At 27.8% G+C, this 15,039-nt stretch carries 16 protein-coding genes; all 16 read left to right on the forward strand.

Annotated elements, in window-relative coordinates; all coding sequences use genetic code 11:
- The first annotated feature begins 2 nt into the window (after window positions 1-2).
- Window positions 3-1,664 (forward strand): asparagine synthase (glutamine-hydrolyzing), encoded by a 1,662-nt coding sequence (gene asnB, locus OQK60_RS05935; protein ID WP_297685090.1) that lies wholly within the window; start codon window positions 3-5, stop codon window positions 1,662-1,664.
- On the forward strand, window positions 1,664-2,293 hold the full coding sequence (locus tag OQK60_RS05940) for an acyltransferase (protein ID WP_297685092.1): 630 nt from the start codon (window positions 1,664-1,666) through the stop codon (window positions 2,291-2,293). The genes asnB and OQK60_RS05940 overlap by 1 nt, the downstream gene beginning before the upstream one ends.
- Window positions 2,290-3,420, forward strand: coding sequence for an N-acetyl sugar amidotransferase (locus tag OQK60_RS05945; RefSeq protein ID WP_297685094.1), 1,131 nt, complete (start codon window positions 2,290-2,292; stop codon window positions 3,418-3,420). Before OQK60_RS05940 ends, OQK60_RS05945 begins: the two co-directional genes overlap by 4 nt.
- Window positions 3,417-3,767, forward strand: coding sequence for a hypothetical protein (locus OQK60_RS05950; protein WP_297685096.1), 351 nt, complete (start codon window positions 3,417-3,419; stop codon window positions 3,765-3,767). The genes OQK60_RS05945 and OQK60_RS05950 overlap by 4 nt, the downstream gene beginning before the upstream one ends.
- Entirely contained in the window at window positions 3,764-4,825 is a 1,062-nt protein-coding gene (locus OQK60_RS05955) for an N-acetylneuraminate synthase family protein (protein WP_297685098.1), read from the forward strand. The genes OQK60_RS05950 and OQK60_RS05955 overlap by 4 nt, the downstream gene beginning before the upstream one ends.
- On the forward strand, window positions 4,826-5,812 hold the full coding sequence (locus tag OQK60_RS05960) for a glycosyltransferase (protein WP_297685100.1): 987 nt from the start codon (window positions 4,826-4,828) through the stop codon (window positions 5,810-5,812).
- Window positions 5,799-6,554, forward strand: a complete 756-nt coding sequence (locus tag OQK60_RS05965; protein ID WP_297685102.1) for a GNAT family N-acetyltransferase — start codon at window positions 5,799-5,801, stop codon at window positions 6,552-6,554. Before OQK60_RS05960 ends, OQK60_RS05965 begins: the two co-directional genes overlap by 14 nt.
- Window positions 6,555-6,707: 153 nt before the next feature.
- The gene (locus OQK60_RS05970; RefSeq protein ID WP_297685104.1) at window positions 6,708-7,022 is read left to right on the forward strand and encodes a hypothetical protein; all 315 of its coding nucleotides are present in this window, start codon (window positions 6,708-6,710) and stop codon (window positions 7,020-7,022) included.
- A gap of 142 nt (window positions 7,023-7,164) precedes the next feature.
- Entirely contained in the window at window positions 7,165-8,769 is a 1,605-nt protein-coding gene (locus OQK60_RS05975; RefSeq protein WP_297685106.1) for a hypothetical protein, read from the forward strand.
- Window positions 8,762-9,745 carry an FAD-binding protein gene (locus OQK60_RS05980; RefSeq protein WP_297685108.1) on the forward strand — a complete coding sequence of 328 codons (984 nt, stop codon included), beginning with the start codon at window positions 8,762-8,764 and terminating at the stop codon, window positions 9,743-9,745. The genes OQK60_RS05975 and OQK60_RS05980 overlap by 8 nt, the downstream gene beginning before the upstream one ends.
- On the forward strand, window positions 9,735-10,307 hold the full coding sequence (locus tag OQK60_RS05985) for an acyltransferase (RefSeq protein ID WP_297685110.1): 573 nt from the start codon (window positions 9,735-9,737) through the stop codon (window positions 10,305-10,307). The genes OQK60_RS05980 and OQK60_RS05985 overlap by 11 nt, the downstream gene beginning before the upstream one ends.
- Before the next feature lie 7 nt (window positions 10,308-10,314).
- Entirely contained in the window at window positions 10,315-11,349 is a 1,035-nt protein-coding gene (locus tag OQK60_RS05990; protein ID WP_297685112.1) for a polysaccharide pyruvyl transferase family protein, read from the forward strand.
- Window positions 11,346-12,452 (forward strand): glycosyltransferase family 1 protein, encoded by a 1,107-nt coding sequence (locus tag OQK60_RS05995; protein ID WP_297685114.1) that lies wholly within the window; start codon window positions 11,346-11,348, stop codon window positions 12,450-12,452. The genes OQK60_RS05990 and OQK60_RS05995 overlap by 4 nt, the downstream gene beginning before the upstream one ends.
- A complete protein-coding gene (locus OQK60_RS06000; protein WP_297685116.1) occupies window positions 12,449-13,423 on the forward strand; it encodes a GDP-mannose 4,6-dehydratase in 975 nt (324 codons plus the stop codon). The genes OQK60_RS05995 and OQK60_RS06000 overlap by 4 nt, the downstream gene beginning before the upstream one ends.
- The gene (locus OQK60_RS06005) at window positions 13,423-14,217 is read left to right on the forward strand and encodes a glycosyltransferase family 2 protein (RefSeq protein ID WP_297685118.1); all 795 of its coding nucleotides are present in this window, start codon (window positions 13,423-13,425) and stop codon (window positions 14,215-14,217) included. Before OQK60_RS06000 ends, OQK60_RS06005 begins: the two co-directional genes overlap by 1 nt.
- Window positions 14,214-15,038, forward strand: a complete 825-nt coding sequence (locus OQK60_RS06010) for an NAD(P)-dependent oxidoreductase (protein WP_297685120.1) — start codon at window positions 14,214-14,216, stop codon at window positions 15,036-15,038. Before OQK60_RS06005 ends, OQK60_RS06010 begins: the two co-directional genes overlap by 4 nt.
- The last annotated feature ends 1 nt before the right edge of the window (window position 15,039 follow it).

The raw sequence follows: 15,039 nt of genomic DNA on the forward strand, positions 1-15,039 counted from the left end.
ATATGTGTGGAATAGCAGGTTTTATATCTTCAAATAAAAATTATGATTCAAAAAAAATAGTATCTAAAATGTTAGATTTGATATCTCATAGGGGACCAGATCAAAAAGATTTTGAAACTTATGATAATACAACAATGGGTATGGTTAGACTTAGTATAATAGACTGCATTGATCATGATATACCAATTGTTGATAATAGTGGAAATTATTCTATTGTCTATAATGGCGAGATATATAATCATGACTCAATAAGAAACTCACTTAAATCTAGCTATAACTTTAGAACAAACTCAGATACAGAAACAGCCTTAGTTAGTTATATAAAAAACGGTGTAGACTCTTTTGGTGAACATAATGGAATGTATGCTTTTTCTATTTATGATAAACAAAAAAAAGAAACAACTATTGTTAGAGATAAATCTGGAGAAAAACCTTTATACTATACTCAAGGTAAAGATTTTTTCGCATATGCAAGTGAGATGAAATGTTTACTTAATTTAGTGGAACCAAGATTTAATGATGAGGCAGTTTCTTATGAAGCTTATGAATTTACAGTTGGGAAAGAGACACTTTTTAAAGATATATATCAATTAGAGCCAGGTGAATATATTAAAGTTAATAATGGGAAATACCAAGTCTATAATTATTGGAAAATTTGGGATAATATTATTGATATACCAGATAATGAAGAAAAAATAATTTCTGATTTAAGTGAGTTAGTTGAGGATTCTATACTATTAAGAACAAAAAATACGGCACATCAATATGCTGCATTTATTAGTGGTGGTGTTGATAGCTCACTTATTGCTTGTATCGCTAAGCCAGACTATTTATATACAGCACATTATAACTATAGTGACTTTGATGAATTAGATTACGCTAAGATGGTGGCAAAACAGATTAATAAAGAATTAATTATTGTGTCACCAACCAAAGAAGACTTTATAAGAACAAGAAAGGATATAGCTTATCATCTAGATACTCCTTGTACTTGGACAAGTTTTACTTTGTGGATGTTACTAGAGAGGGCTAAAAAAGATGGCATAAAGATAGTTATGAGCGGTGAAGGTGCAGATGAAATGTTTGCAGGTTATCATAGATATCACTTACTTCACCATGACGAGCAAATACATAAGCTAGAAGCGATGAAACAATACTCTTATCTTATTGGAAAGTATCATGGCTCAGCAAGTAGTAGATATGCAAAACTAGTCAATAGATGTGAAAATCCTTATAATGAAAAGGTTAATAGATATTTAGATGAAACTATAGGAAATTATTCTGATAAAATGAGTGAAGATATTGTTCACTTTATGGGCTTAAATGATTTTTATAGCACAATGCAAGTACTTTTACAAATGAGTGATAGATTGAATATGGCACATAGTATTGAAAATCGTTCTCCATTTTTAGATCATAGGTTGGTTCAATATTCTTTTTCTGTTCAATCAAAATATAAAATTAAAAATGGTATAACAAAGTGGATATTAAAAGAAGTTTCTAAAAAGTTTATTCCGAATGAAATAAGTAATAGAACTGATAAAAGAGGCTTTGCAGCCCCAATAAATAAATGGTATGAGTGGGATGAAAATGGAAAATATAATAGAAGTGCTTACAAAAATATGGTTTTTGAAGATTGGAAAAAATCTTTTGGAGTTAAGTAATGTTTGAATTTTTAGCTTTAATTACTAATAAGCACTATTGGAAACTTCACAGTTACATAATTAAATTTATATTTATTATTTATGGTATAAAAGTTGGTAAAAATTTTTATTGTGAGGGTGTGCCAAAACTTAAAATACGAGGTAAAGCTAAAAATATTGTTATTGGAGATAATGTTAATTTTTTAGGTAATATTGACCTTAGAAATAGGGAAAATGGCAAAATTGTTATTTGTGATAGTGTAAGTATAGATAGTGATACTAGGTTTGTTTCTGCTAATGATACAATCTTAACTATAGGCGAAGGAACTGGAATAGGTCCTTTTTGTGTTTTCAACTGTGGTGTGAGCGTTAGTATTGGAAAAAATTGTTTAATTTCTGGACATATTTATATTCAATCTTCTGAGCATGGATTTGATAAAGGAAAGCTTATTAAAGAACAGAACCATTCATATGGTGAGATAATTATAGGAGATGATTGCTGGTTGGCAGCAGAAGTAATGATCGCAAAAAATGTTAAGTTAGGTAGTGGATGCGTAGTTGGAGCTAAATCGTTTTTACGTAATATTGAATATGAAGATAATAGTATTATTACGGGTACACCAAGTAAAAAGATTGGGGAAAGAAAATGAAATATTGTAAAAAATGTATTATGCCTACTAGTAGACCTGGAATTACTTTAAATGAAGAGGGCATATGTGGTGGATGCTTAGGTTTTAAAGAAAAAAAAGAAGAGATTGATTGGAAATCAAGAGGCAAAGAATTAGATAAAATATTAGATACTTTTAGAAGTAAAGGTGATTATGACTGTCTGATTCCAGTAAGTGGTGGAAAAGATAGCACATGGCAAGTATATACGATGCTTCAGCGGGGTATGAAACCTTTAGCAATAACCATAAAATGTCAATATAGAACAGAACTAGGGCAAAGAAACTTAGATAACTTAATAAGTTTAGGCGTAGATCATATTGACTTTACTGTTAATCCTGAAATTGACTCTAAATTTATGTTGAAGACATTTGAACAAAATGGTAATCCATCGCTAGTAGAACATCTAATAATGTGGTCCACTATTATTAAAACAGCACTTAGGTATAACATTAATTTGATAGTTTGGGCTGAAAATTCTGCCTTGGAATATGGTGGTAGTAAAGATGATAGAAATAAATTTAGAATGGATTATGACTGGATAAAAAAATATGGTGTTACTAATGGAACAGTAGCTGAAGACTGGATAGATGAAAATATAACTTTAAAAGATATAAGTAGTTATCAGTTACCGTATGAATCTGAATTAAATAAAGCAGGTATTGAAAACTTATTCTTAGGTATGTATATGGAATGGGAGCCAGAGGATGTTGCAAAGAAATCACAAACAGTCGGCTTTGAATGGGCTGAAAATCCTGTTTTAGGTTTACATCCTTTTGTAGGTGTTGATTGTGATTTTAGAGTAGTACACCATTTTATGAAGTGGTATAAATTTGGATTAACAAAGCTTTGGGATAATCTAGCTATTGAAATTCGAGAAGGAAGAATGACAAGAGATGAGTCTGTAGAATATCTTAAAAATAATGAAGAGCCTATACCGAACAAAGAGATAGAAAGTTTTTGTAGTTATTTAAATATATCTATAGAAAGATTTTATGAATTAGCGGAATCTCATAGAAATTTAGACATATGGGAAAAAGATGAATATGGAAGTTGGTATTTGCCTGCATTTAAAAAAGAATTTGGATTTTGGAAAGAGTTTTTAAAGTGAGACTTGATTTAACAGATGAACCAAGACATTTTGGTGTAAAAGGGCATGAAATAAAAGATTATGGAAAAATCTTTTTAAATCATGATGAGATGGTTTCTTTTAAATCAGGGAGTGGTAAAGAGTATGACTTCGTTGCAAAAGAGTGGGGATTTTATGCTACACCCTCCATTAATTCTAGATTGATAAAAGAAGGCTTTAAAACTGCTTTAGTAGTTAATGAAAGTAACCAATTATATATAATGGCAGTTGAGAAAGATAAGCTTGATATTTTTAAAAAGTATTTAAAAAATAATCAGGACAATAAAATCATTTGTTGGTTAGATGAATTTTTTAAGGAAGAGAATTGAAAACTTACATAATAGCAGAAATAGGGATAAATTTTAATGGCAGTCTTGACAACTGTTACAAAATGATTGATATGTCTGTTAATGCTGGTTGTAATGCAGCTAAATTTCAAATATTTAGTGCAAAAAATTTGTATCCAAGAAGTGCAGGTGAACTCGATTGGAAAGATGATAAAGAAGAATATAGTTATGATATTTTTGAGGCTGTAAAAAAATTCGAATTACCAAATGAGTGGGTAGATGAATTAATGAAGTATTGCAAAGACAAAAAAATAGATTTTATGGCTTCAGTATTTGATATCGAAGGTTTGAATATAATGATAGAAAAAGGGATGAAAGTAATTAAACTTTCTTCTTATACCATTACTAATATACCTCTTATTGAAGCTGCTGCAAAAACTGGACTTCCTATTATTATGAGTACTGGTGGTGCTACTATCGGTGAAACAGAAGGTGCCGTTAATACAGTTTTAAAGTATCATGACAATTTAACTATATTGCATTGCTCGATTCAATATCCGACAAAGTTAGAAGATGTAAATATGGGTGTTATGGATACATTTGCAAAAGTTTTTCCAAATATTAAAACCGGGTATTCAGATCATACAGAGGAACCTTCAGATGCACCTGTTCAATCTATTTATTTAGGTGGATCAGTTGTTGAAAAACATATAACATTAGATAAGCAGATGAAAGGTCCTGATCATTTCTTCGCACTTGAACCAGATGAATTGAAAAAGATGGTTGTAGATATTAGAGATGCAGAAAAACGATATGAAAAAAAGACTTTTAAAATTGACAAAACTATATATGGAAGCAGTGAAAAAATATGTCATGAACATGAACAATATTTAAGAGATTTTTGTTATATGACACTGTTTTCTAAAAAAGATATTCAAAAAGGCGAAATAATAAAAGCAGAAGATATTTCTATTTTAAGAGCAGGTAAAAAAGAAAAAGGTTTGGAGCCTAAGTATCTTAAGTTATTTAAAGAAAACAAAGTAACCGCAACAAAAAATATTGGCTTTGAAGATCCAATAAATTGGGAATCTATTTTATAAATGAGAAAGATACTCTTTAGGGCAGATGCTGCTCCTCATATTGGGATAGGTGATTTGATGTCATTGATCAATATATCAAAGTATTTTGATGAAACTTATGAAAAGTATTTTATAATCAAAGATTATAAAGCTGGGGTAGAGTTAGTTAAAAAATATGATTTGCAAAATTGTTTTATTATTGATTCTACTACAGTATTAAAAGATGAAATCACATATATAAATAATTTTATAGATAGTTATGACATAGATATACTGTTTTTTGAAATTACAGAAAGAAAGTTATCTGAGTATAGTGGTATAAGTGAAAAAATTAAAAAAGTAGCAGTTAATTTTGATGGTAATATTTTAGATGATTTAGATTTGGTAATTGATTGGGATGTCGAGGCTCATAAGTTTTTCGATATAAAAAAGTATCCAAATACAAGATTTCTACTAGGGCCAGAATATGTTATTTTACCTAAAGAATTTTATTCTAAAAAGGTAAAAATAAGAAAATTCAATTTAACTAATAAAAAAGTTTTAATCGCAATGGGTGGGGCAGATGAATTTGATTTTACTGGTAAAGTTGTCGATAGTATAATAAGATTCAATTTAGAAATAGAGTTAAATGTTATCACAGGTTCTGGTTATGAATATAAAGATATCTTGGAAGCTAGATTAAACAACAGTGGTGTGAAGTACCAAATAAAGCATAACATTACAAATATGCTAGATGAATACTTGGCTTGTGACATAGGTATAGGAGCAGGTGGACTGACATCTAGCGAATTGGTAGCAACAAAAGTTTCACCTATTTTAATTGCAACTTATAAACATCAAATAGCAAGATGTGAATATTTTGATGAAAAAGGCTGGGCAAAATATTTAGGTTACAGAGAACTTAGTGATAGTGAATTGAGAGATGCTATCACAAACCCAATTAAACCATTAGACAAAAACATTTTCAATACAAGTAAAATAGTGGAGTTAATAGATGAGCTTTTCTAATGATATTGTGCTAAAAGATGAAGAGATATGCTATTATTTTAGATATTTGGATTGGGATAGTGAATTTTTCAATAGACCATCATATTTTTTAGATATTAAAAAATCAAATCTTCTTGTGAGTAATCTGATAAAAAAAGAAATACAAGAAAGATTAAAAGGATGTTTTGTTACCGTAAAAATAGATACATGTTTTAATTATGAAATAGTGTCATTTTTACAAGAATGCGGTTGTACTTACATTGATACAGAAATTACACTGGAATATATAAGTGATAAAAACTCTGAAGATAAAGATACTATCAATCAAATTCAAGCAATCAAAGAAAATAAAAATGAAAAACTACCGTATGATGAATTAGGAAAGTCGTTTTCCTTAACAAGATTTCATACAGATTTAAATATTAGTAATTCTAAAGCAGATATTTTATGGACAAATTACTTGAAAAACTATAAACTTTCAGAGGATAAGCATATGTTTAGTGCCAAAATTAGTGGTGAGTTTGCTGGTATTATTTTGGTTAATGTAGATAAAGAAATAGCGACACTTTTTTTTGTAGCAGTAGTAGAACAGTTTAGAGGATTAGGAGTTGGCAGAGTGCTTATTAATAAAGTTTTAGATTATTTTAAAGATTATACAATTCAAACAGGAACACAAGTTAAAAATACTAATGCTCTAAATTTTTATATCAGCAACGGTTTAAGTAAAATTCAAAAAACTTCAACAATTTTACATAGGTGGTAGTGAATGAAAAATTTAATTATAGCAATACACCCAGATGATGAACTGTCCCGAAATTGTATATAAAATTGAGGCTGAAACTTTATGATATTTGGAATGACCCCAATAAAGTAGACAAATTTTAATTCAAACAGTTTAAATAAAAATGGTGATCATATGTACAAGCAAGGAAGCAAGAAAAATATATATGAACATGATTATTATAAAGCTTTTCATTTAGAAGATAATTTTTATGAAACAAGAGGACTATTAGAGATAAAAAAATTTTCAAAATGGTGTAAAAATAATAATATTAAATTTTTCATAACTTTTCCAAATATTATGACTCATGAATCATATTTAAAGACTTCTTACAAAGATTACTTTAATGACTTAATAAAATATTTTAAAATTAATAAAATAGATGTAATTGGGAGACCATCAGATTTTTTTATCCAAAAGAATATTTTTATGATTCATATTATCATTTGAATAATATGGCAGCACCAATTAGAACGAAACAATTTATAGAAAAATATCTAGAGTTTAACAATAAGCATAATTTTAATAAAATTTAGTTACATTATATGCATGAAGGGTGACCCTTTATTTAAGTTTTTAAGGACAATTAATAGTGGAATTAGATAAATTTATAGAGTATTTAAAAAAATTTTCGAAATATAAAAATCAAGATAGTGGTAAAAGAATTTTTTTTGATATATTAGGTGCTGAAATCCCAGGTTATATATACAGTAGTGCTTTATTTACCATAACAATGAATAAGTTGGGTTATAATATAGATTATCAGATAGGCAACAATCAAGGTAAATTAAAAAAAATATATAGTTTTAACGCTGTGAATTTTTTCACGCCAAAGAAATATAAGATATTAAAGTATTTACCAAAAATGATGTTATTAAATCTTATAAATATACCAAATTATTTTAGTGTAAATAAATTATTTAATATGTATATAGATAATGTATATGTCGGAGATTTAATATATGATTCTTATAATAGAAGAGAAGAACAGCCATCCATTGATGAAATAAATTTAAAATATTTTAGAAAAATAAATGAAGCTTTTTTTTATTATTGCTATTATGTTGATATATTTAAATCTAATAAATATGAGTATACTATCTTAAATCATAACTGTTATATTAGCAATGCCTTAATAGGAAGAGTGTCACAAAGATTTGGTTCTAAGCCAATATTGCTAAGTGGTGATTATATGGGTATACTTGCCAGAAAATTATACCCAGATGATGCAGTTTTTAATTTTTATTCAATAATGAATACAAAACTATATAAAGAAAGTTTAGAGAGAGAGAAGTTAGTTAAAAAAGCAGAAGTTTTTTTTGATAATGTTATGAATCAAACAGTAAAAACGCATGATAGTGTTAATTTTGAGGTTGCAAAAACTATTACTGATATCCAAGAGCGAATAGAGGTGCTAAAGTATAAGAATAGTGGTAAAAAAATAGTTGTGATATCTTCTCATGTTTTAATTGATAATATTGTTGGTTCAGACGGTCGTAGACAAACTTACAGAGATATACTCGTATGGTTACGTGAAACTTTGATACTGTGTGAAAAAAATAAAAATATTATTACATTTTTAAAACCACATCCAAGAGAATATGCATTTAAATACACGCCAACAATTATAGATGTATATAATGATTTAAATTTAAAAAATATAAAATTGTGGCCTGATAACTTAGATATGAAAGACAATCATGACCTAATAGATGCCATAATAACTATTAGGGGTAGTGTTTCTTTTGAATTTCCTGGATTTGGAATACCTGTAATACTAGCAGGTAAAGATCATGCTGGTGCATCAGGTTTTGGGATTGTAAACGAAATTGACAAGGTAGATGAATATGAAAAAGCAATTGCGAATATACATAACTTAAAGAAACTAGATGATGTCAGTATAAGAAAAAGCAAGTTAATATACTTTATGTATTTCAATTCAATTTTTTATAAGTTAGGTGATGAGTTGAGATTTAAAAAAGAGGATTTATTTAAGGAAGAATACCTTGTTACAGATCCAAAACAGTTACCATTAAATCCATATAAAGATAATGTAGCAGACATTTTAATAGAAAAGTTAGAAAAGTTTGAAGAAAATTATAAAGAGTATCTAGCAAACTGGGTGAATTTCTTGAATGATGATAGTCTTACTCTTTTGGGTGAAATACAGTATAAAGAAAGATATTTAAGTGATTAATAAAAATTTAGAAAATTATTTAGATATTAACAGTATTTCATTCAAAAAAGATGTTAGCTTGAGTAAAATTTCTTATTTTAAAACAGGTGGAGTTGTTAAACTTGTTGTATATCCAGATTCTATTAATAGTTTAAAAGATATCGTAAATTTTGCTCGAGCAAACAATATTAAATTTGAAATATTTGGTAAAACAACAAATTGTCTGTTTTTAGATAGTTTTGTAGCCAATTTATTTATTTTTACTAAGCATATAAATAATATCATGATAGAGGATGAAAAGTATTTGATAGCAGAGTGCGGTGCTTACTTGCCAACTGTGGCAAAAACTGTTTCAATGAGTGGATATACTGGCTTTGAAGGGCTTGTTGGAATTCCGGGAAGTATTGGAGCATCGGTCTTAATGAATGCTGGCTCATATGGCAATGAAGTATTTGACAATTTGATTAGTGTTGATATTTTAGATAACTATGGAAATATAAAAACAGTTTATAAAAAAGATATTGACTTCTCATTTAGAAATACTCAATTTAAAATAGATAGTAGCATAGTGCTGAGTACTAAGTTCTCACTTGTTAAAGGGAACTTGAGTTCAATTAAAAATAAGATAAAAAATGTAAGTGTAAACAGAAGAGACACCCAAGAACATGTGTTGCCTAACTTAGGTAGTCTATTTGCAACTCGTGATATTTATAGTGATATCGCTCAAGTTAATGTTATATATAAAGTAATTCTTTATTTAATTCGTAAAACATATAGATTTAAAAAAGAGATTAATAATAAATTTTTGAATAAACTAACGTGTAAGTTCTTTGATATTGATTTTGAATCACAACCATTTTCAGATAAAACAATGAATTGTATTGTTAATAGAGGAAAAGGGTGTGAAGAAGTATATAAATATATTTTAGATCTTAAAAGTATAAATCCAGAAATGAAACTAGAAAATGAAATAATAGGAATACTCAATGCTGATTAGTTTTATTAGAAGATTACTTATATATAGAAGAATTAAAACAGTAGGTGAATTAAAAATAGGTGAAAATTCAAAAGTGATACCAAATATAAGTTTTGGAGTTGGTGTTTTATCTGACAGATGTAAGTTGAATATAGGAAAAAATTCTTTTATAAGAGGGATTATAGATTTTTCAAAAAATGATAGTGAAGTAATATTTGGAGATAATTCATCTATCAATAACTCTTTAATATCTGTTGCTAGTGGTGTTAGTATTGGTAATAATGTGTTAATATCTTATGGTTGTGCGATAGTAGATCATGATTCTCACTCGATAGATTACAAACTTAGAAAAGATGATGTTCTTAATGCAATTAATGGCACGCCCCCAAACTGGGAAAATGTGAATATAAAAAAAATAACAATAGAAGATGATGTTTGGATAGGTATGAATGTTATAATACTTAAAGGTATTCATATTGGTGAAGGGTCAGTTGTAGCTGCTGGTAGTGTTGTGACAAAAGATGTACCAAATAACACCCTTGTTGGTGGAAACCCTGCTAAAATTATCAAACATTTAAAATAGGACTTATATGAAAATAGGCATTTTAACCTTTCACGACGGATTTAACTTTGGAGCATACTTACAAGTTTATTCACAACATAAGTTTTTATTAAGTCAGGGTATTGAGAATGAAATAATAAATTATAAAAATTTTAGACATTGGTGGGAAGAGTATAAAGTTTTTTTGTGTACAAAGAATCCTGTTACATTATTTACTAATATCATAAAAATATTTAAGTTTAAAAAAGAGCATGATAAATTAAAGTTCTCAAAATTTACATTTGATGTTAGCAATACAGATGAATATGATCTTATTATTGTTGGTAGTGATGAAATTTGGAACTATAATAATCCATTATTTGGTTTAGATGAAGTCTATTTCTCAAAAAGCTTAAAATTTAAAAAAATAATTTCTTATGCTGCAAGTTTTGGTACTGTAAACTGTGATGAGGCATTGAATGAAAACGTTAAAAAATGTTTAAACAGTTTTAGTAGTATATCAGTTAGAGATACCAACTCAAAGTGTATAATAGAAAAAAACTTATCTAAAAAGCCTATTATGACAGTAGATCCTACATTTTTAATTGAATTTAATGATTTGCCGGCTATTAGTACATCTAATTATATTTTAGTATATGGTGCTGGATTTTCAGATACTATTATAAAAGAGGCTATAGCGCTTAGTCGCAATAAAAATAAACAATTACTTTCCGTAGGATATAAAAATAAATGGTGTGATAGAAATATTATTGGGATTGATCCTTTTACATGGATGTCTTATATGAAAAATGCAGACTTTATCGTAACAACAATGTTCCATGGTACAATGTTTTCAGTTAAGTTTCGAAGAAATTTTATTTTAGAGCTAACCCCCTATAGAAAAAATAAATTAGTTTATTTTTTAGATAAATTTAATTTAGACTCAATTATTTATAATAAAGAAAAGAGTGTTGAAGATATGTATAATACTGGAATAAACTATGCTGATATAAATAATAAATTAGAGGATTTTATAAAAGAATCCAAGGAATATTTACTTGATAATATTAATGAGCTAAAATGATGAAACTTTTGTTTGATCACCAAATATTCACACTGCAAAAGTATGGTGGGATCTCAAGGTATTTTTATGAATTAATAAAAGAGTTTAATCATATGGAAGGTATAGAACCTTCTACTTCTCTTATATTTTCAAATAACCATTATATATCATCGAAAAATGATGTAAAACATATTTCTTTCTTTCCAGACAGTGAATTTAGAGGAAAACAGAGATTTATGAATCTATTTAACAAAACTAATTCTGTTTATCAGATAAGTAAGCAAAGCTTTGATATTTTTCACCCTACATACTACGATCCATATTTTTTGAGTTATATAGGAGACAAACCATTTGTTCTTACAGTTTATGACATGATTCATGAGAGGTTTAACGATACATTTTCAACAGAAGATAAAACATCTGAACAAAAAAGAATGTTAGTAGAAAAAGCTTCAAAAATTATTGCCATTTCCCAAAGTACTAAAAGAGATCTAATTGAATTATTTGGTCTAGAAGCATCAAAGATTGAAGTAGTCTATCTTGGTAACTCTATGATTTCAAATACTAATCAGAATTCTAATCTCAAGATACCGAAAAAATATATACTTTTTGTTGGTTCTAGGGGTGGATATAAAAATTTTGATAAATTTATAAAAAGTATATCAAAACTGTTAAATGAAGATAGAGAATTATCGATTGTTTGTGCGGGTGGTGGAAAATTTAAAACATCAGAGAACGAAATGTTTATTACATTAGATATCAATCATCAGGTACATCAATTTGACTTAGATGATAGTAAATTGCAACTACTATATAATAATGCATTAATGTTTGTTTTTCCTTCTTTATATGAAGGGTTTGGTATTCCTATACTCGAGTCATTTGCATGTGAGTGTCCTTTAGTATGTAGTAATACTAGTTCACTACCGGAGATTGCTGGAGATGGAGCAAAATATTTCGATCCAAATGATGAAGAATCAATCTTTAGTGCAGTCTCTGAAGTCCTATACAATAAAAATTTAAGAGATGACTTAGTAGAAAGAGGAAGAAAAAGACTTAAGCATTTTTCATGGAAAAAAACAGCGCTAGAAACTAAAAAAATTTATGAAAGTATCTTACAATGAAAACAGCTATAATTACTGGAATTAGTGGGCAAGATGGACCTTATTTGGCTAAACTTCTATTAGAAAATGGTTACAAGGTGATTGGAACAGTTCGAAGTTACAGATGTGCAAATACAAAAAGTTTAGAGTATCTTGGAATTGAAAATGATGTACTAATTGAAGAAGTTGATCTTCTAGATTTGACGAATGTTATTCGCATAATAAAAAAATATAATCCAGATGAAATTTATAATTTAGCTGCTCAAAGTTCAGTTGGACTTTCATTTGAGCAGCCAATTGGAACATTTTCGTTTAACACTACATCAGTAAATAACTTACTAGAATGCCTAAGAGTATTTAGTCCTGACACAAGGTTATATCAAGCATCAAGCAGTGAGATGTATGGTAGAGTTAAAAACATGCCTATTAATATAGAGACTCCAATGCATCCCATAAGCCCATATGGTATCTCTAAAATGTCTTCATATTTTATGATATCAACATATAGAGAATCTTATGATATATTTGCTTCTAATGGTGTTTTATTTAATCATGAGTCATATTTAAGAAGTGACAATTTTTTTATTAAAAAAGTTATCAGAAGCGCATTAGAGATAAAAAATAAAAAAATAAAAAATTTAAGGCTTGGTAATCTTGATGTCAAGCGAGATTTTGGATTTGCACCAAAATATGTAGAAGCAATGTGGAAAATTTTACAAGCAGACACTCCAGATGACTTTATTATATGTTCAGGAAAGTCAATACAACTTAGAGATATCGTAGAGTTTGTATTTGATAGAATGAACCTAGATAGGAATCTTATTATAGAGGATGAAAAGCTATTTAGACCAAATGAAATTGAAGAAATATATGGAGATAATAGCAAAGCAAAAAATATTTTGGGATGGGAATATGACATGTCATTTTTTGATATATTAGATATATTAATAGAAGAAGAAAAAAATTCAAAAGTTATTAGAAGTTTTAAGTAATGCAAAAAGCAGTTGATAATCCACTAATATCAATTATTACAGTAGTTTTTAATGCTGAAAAATACATTGAAGAGACGATATTAAGTGTGATAAATCAAAGTTATGAAAATATTGAATATATTATTGTAGATGGGGGATCTACAGATGGAACAATTGATATTATTAAAAAATATGAAGACAGTATTGATTATTGGATTAGTGAGAAAGACAGTGGTATTTATGACGCCATGAATAAAGGAATTGACATAGCAAGTGGAGATTGGATTAATTTCATGAATGCTGGCGATAAGTTTTATGAAAATAAAACTTGTAATAGCATATTTAAAGATAATAAAAATTTTGATAATGCAGATGTCTTGTATGGAGACCTTATTGTAGATTATGGTAAGTTTCAAAGATTTGAAAAAGCAAGAAGCATTAACGGTATGTGGAAGGGTATGATTTTTTCTCATCAGAGCTCTTTTATACATAGTGATTATCATAAAGAGCATAAATATAGACTTAACTATGATATAGCAGGAGATTTTGAATTTTTTTATAATACATTTAAGAAAAATAAAAAGTTTAAGTACATCAATAATATAATTTCTATAATGGATGTAAATGGTTTATCTGATGGCAACAGGTTTAAATCGATACGCCAAATGCATCAAATAGTAAATGATAATGGTTTTTCATTAAAGTATAATATTTACTATCTATATCTGTATATTGATCAATTTATTAGAAAAGCAGTCAAACTATTTCTGCCAAAAAGTATTATAGATATGATAAAAGTTAAAGGTATTCATTGACACTAATTATAGGAAAAAGAAGTAATCTTTCAAAAAAAATATTTGAACAATTTGATGATTGCGTATTAATCTCTTCTTCAGAAATTGACAATAATTTGGAGTCTATTTTGAAGTATTGCAACAGTGGTGTTGTCAATATAATTTTAAATAATTTTCAAGCTTCAGTATTGTTGAATGATGATAATGACTTTGATGACTATATTATTAAGTCTCTTTTGAACACTTCTCGCATATTATCATTTTTAATAAATAATAATATTGTAATTAATAAATTAATCTATACAAGCAGCAGTTCCGTATATGGTAACAATAAGTTTTGTTCAGAAAATGATCAAGTTAAACCAATGAGTTTGCAAGCAGCACTGAAAATTTCTAATGAAGAATTAATAAAAAGAATTTGTGCAAAAAATCAGATTAACTATACAATTGCAAGAGTATTTAATATGTATGGTGGAGATGATAAGTTTTCTGTTATAAGTAAAATCAAAGATTCTTGTTTGAATAAGAAGACACTAAATATTATTAATGGCGGACGAGCGATTAGAGATTATATCAATATTGATGATGTTGTTTATATTTATAAAGTATTGATTTATAATAGAACAAAATATCCTACTATTCTAAATGTTGCAAGCGGAAATGGGAAGAGGGTAATTGACATTATAAATAGTCTAAAAAGCAGAGGTGTTGTTATGGATATTAATAACATCCAAAGAGATGAGATAAAAGCCTCTGTAGCAGATGTAACACTGCTAGGTGAAATTGTAGATACGGAAAAACTTTTGGATGTTAAAAACTTTTTGTTTAATAAGCTTAGTTAGT

Origin of the sequence: Sulfurimonas sp. (assembly GCF_026196735.1) — a bacterium.
Lineage (GTDB): Bacteria > Campylobacterota > Campylobacteria > Campylobacterales > Sulfurimonadaceae > Sulfurimonas.

What these genes read in the sequence shown, in the direction of transcription:
- OQK60_RS05995 (WP_297685114.1), top strand. Translation starts at nt 11,346, where the DNA reads ATGATGAAACTTTTGTTTGATCACCAAATATTCACACTGCAAAAGTAT.
- asnB (WP_297685090.1), top strand. Translation starts at nt 3, where the DNA reads ATGTGTGGAATAGCAGGTTTTATATCTTCAAATAAAAATTATGATTCA.
- OQK60_RS05940 (WP_297685092.1), top strand. Translation starts at nt 1,664, where the DNA reads ATGTTTGAATTTTTAGCTTTAATTACTAATAAGCACTATTGGAAACTT.
- OQK60_RS05985 (WP_297685110.1), top strand. Translation starts at nt 9,735, where the DNA reads ATGCTGATTAGTTTTATTAGAAGATTACTTATATATAGAAGAATTAAA.
- OQK60_RS05960 (WP_297685100.1), top strand. Translation starts at nt 4,826, where the DNA reads ATGAGAAAGATACTCTTTAGGGCAGATGCTGCTCCTCATATTGGGATA.
- OQK60_RS06000 (WP_297685116.1), top strand. Translation starts at nt 12,449, where the DNA reads ATGAAAACAGCTATAATTACTGGAATTAGTGGGCAAGATGGACCTTAT.
- OQK60_RS06005 (WP_297685118.1), top strand. Translation starts at nt 13,423, where the DNA reads ATGCAAAAAGCAGTTGATAATCCACTAATATCAATTATTACAGTAGTT.
- OQK60_RS05990 (WP_297685112.1), top strand. Translation starts at nt 10,315, where the DNA reads ATGAAAATAGGCATTTTAACCTTTCACGACGGATTTAACTTTGGAGCA.
- OQK60_RS05945 (WP_297685094.1), top strand. Translation starts at nt 2,290, where the DNA reads ATGAAATATTGTAAAAAATGTATTATGCCTACTAGTAGACCTGGAATT.
- OQK60_RS05970 (WP_297685104.1), top strand. Translation starts at nt 6,708, where the DNA reads ATGTACAAGCAAGGAAGCAAGAAAAATATATATGAACATGATTATTAT.
- OQK60_RS05965 (WP_297685102.1), top strand. Translation starts at nt 5,799, where the DNA reads ATGAGCTTTTCTAATGATATTGTGCTAAAAGATGAAGAGATATGCTAT.